Source organism: Thioalkalivibrio sp. (assembly GCF_041685615.1).
In the GTDB taxonomy this organism is placed as follows: domain Bacteria; phylum Pseudomonadota; class Gammaproteobacteria; order Ectothiorhodospirales; family Ectothiorhodospiraceae; genus Thioalkalivibrio.
The window spans coordinates 1-1776 of the sequence record NZ_JAWLFK010000087.1 but is presented as its reverse complement, the minus strand read 5'-3'; the positions used below and the strand labels follow the sequence as shown (position 1 = coordinate 1776).

The 1776-nt window shown below is 63.4% G+C and carries 4 protein-coding genes and 1 pseudogene; all 5 read right to left on the bottom strand.

The window, feature by feature from the left end:
* Nucleotides 1-66: 66 nt before the first annotated feature.
* The gene (locus ACESLR_RS11520) at nt 67-552 is read right to left on the bottom strand and encodes a hypothetical protein (RefSeq protein WP_373054626.1); all 486 of its coding nucleotides are present in this window, start codon (nt 550-552) and stop codon (nt 67-69) included.
* Nucleotides 549-848 (bottom strand): nucleotidyltransferase domain-containing protein, encoded by a 300-nt coding sequence (locus tag ACESLR_RS11515; RefSeq protein WP_373067496.1) that lies wholly within the window; start codon nt 846-848, stop codon nt 549-551. The genes ACESLR_RS11520 and ACESLR_RS11515 overlap by 4 nt, the downstream gene beginning before the upstream one ends.
* 92 nt (nt 849-940) lie before the next feature.
* Nucleotides 941-1102, bottom strand: a pseudogene (locus ACESLR_RS11510) (transposase); the annotation flags it as partial.
* A gap of 23 nt (nt 1103-1125) precedes the next feature.
* Nucleotides 1126-1533 carry a type II toxin-antitoxin system tRNA(fMet)-specific endonuclease VapC gene (gene vapC, locus ACESLR_RS11505; protein WP_373054624.1) on the bottom strand — a complete coding sequence of 136 codons (408 nt, stop codon included), beginning with the start codon at nt 1531-1533 and terminating at the stop codon, nt 1126-1128.
* Nucleotides 1534-1536: 3 nt separating this feature from the next.
* The gene (locus ACESLR_RS11500; protein ID WP_373054633.1) at nt 1537-1773 is read right to left on the bottom strand and encodes an antitoxin; all 237 of its coding nucleotides are present in this window, start codon (nt 1771-1773) and stop codon (nt 1537-1539) included.
* Nucleotides 1774-1776: the final 3 nt, after the last annotated feature.

Genomic DNA, 1776 nt, shown 5'->3' with positions numbered 1-1776 from the left:
GTAGGAGCCGAGCCCTCTCGGCGATTGGGGCGCTGGACATGCCCGATCGCCCAGGGGGCTGGGCTCCTACACGTTTGCCCAACCGCGGGCGCGCATGTCGGTGAGGAACGCTTTGACTACGGCGGTCAGCGTCGGTACGAATTCGTGCCCGGCCTGTAGCGCGTCGGCCAGGGTTGTCGAGTCCTCGATGTATTCGTGCACCATCTGATTGCGTAATTTGCGCATGGCCAGCCAGTCATCACTGGAAGGGATCAACCCGAGTTTTTCGGCCCGGTCGAGGTTATCGATCGTTGCGCCAAGGTGTTCTCCCAGGGCTTCCAGGTAGAGCGGCAGCAACTTATCCCCCAGCGTATCCTGCAAGCGGCCGAACCGGCTGACGAAGGCTTCCACGCGTTCGGCTTCATCGACATGGTCCGCGAGTCCGCTTGCACGCTCCGGGGTAAACGGCTCGTTGAACACGCGTTGATCGGTGGTCAGAAGATGCTTTTGCTCCCGCTGAACGACACGCGCGAGAAAGCGCAGACGCTCGAGCTGGTCGGACTCTATCTTCACAGAAGCCGCCCTTCTTTTTCGGCAGTGCGATGGACCGGGCTCTGGGTGATGTTTGGCGCGGAGAGCACCACATCCACCGCGCGCCCCTGGAGCTGCCGGCTGAGCATGGCCGAGAGACGCGCGGAAAGTACGGCCGGGCGCTCGACAGGGTCGTCCAGCTCGACCAGCACGTCGACATCGCCGCCTCGCCGCGCATCATCCAGGCGCGAACCAAACAGGCGAACGCGCGCACTGGGCCCACATTCGCGGCGCACCACGTCGCGGATCGCTTGCATGTGTTCCGAGCTCAGTCGCATAAACTTGATTGTAGGCCAGTCACGCATGCCCGACCCAGCGGAAGCATCGCCCCGCAGGAGACAGGCGTGAAAACGGGGACAGATTTATTTTCTCACGTCCGGCGTGATGGCGGGTGGCCGGGACGGCGGCGCTCAATGCGGCAACCGATGATCTGCTCGACCTCGTTCACGAAGCGCTGGCCGCCAGTCAGTTGACCACGCTGCAAGGCCTCGCGCTTCAGTGTCAGCTCCTGCTCCGGCACGCCCCGCTCCACCGAAACAAGCGGCTCCTTCTCCGTCAGGGTGCCGACACCCAGTTTTCCATTTGTAGCCCCGGCACGCGATCGAACTCCCGGCCATTGTTGGTGGCGAGGATGGCGTTGGTGGCGCGGGCATGCGCCGCGATAAGGAGATCGTTGGCGCCGATTGGCGTGCCGGCGCGTTCGAGTTCCGCGCGGATGTCGGCATAGTGCTCGGTGGCTTCTTCCGGCCAGTCGCAGACCTTCGTGAACGCCAGAAAGCGTTCAAGTGCGGCCTCGCTGCGTTCGCGGTAATGCGAGCGCCGCACCCCGTACCGCAGTTCGGCCACAACCACCGCGGACAGCCCCACATCGCCCACCGAAACGTGACGCAGCCGCTCATGCACTTCGGGCGGGCGGCGCTTCATGATGTAGATGCAGATGTTCGTGTCCAACATGTAGCGCACGGGTCACAATGCCTCGCGGTCCTGCGCCACGTGATCCTCGATCGAATCGGGGAAGTCTTCGGGCAGGGTCTCGCCGGGACCCCGGAAATAATCATCCCAGGACCGGGGTTTGGCGCGCAGAATCAACGTGTCGCCACTCTTTTCGATCACCACCTCGTCGGCATCAAAGGTAAAGCCCTTCGGCAGCCGAACGGCCTGGCTGCGACCATTCCGGAACAAGCTCGCGATGCGTCGTTTCATGGC

Coding starts and splice junctions, on each gene's coding strand:
- ACESLR_RS11515 (WP_373067496.1), bottom strand. CDS start 848: ATGCGACTGAGCTCGGAACACATGCAAGCGATCCGCGACGTGGTGCGC.
- ACESLR_RS11500 (WP_373054633.1), bottom strand. CDS start 1,773: ATGAAACGACGCATCGCGAGCTTGTTCCGGAATGGTCGCAGCCAGGCC.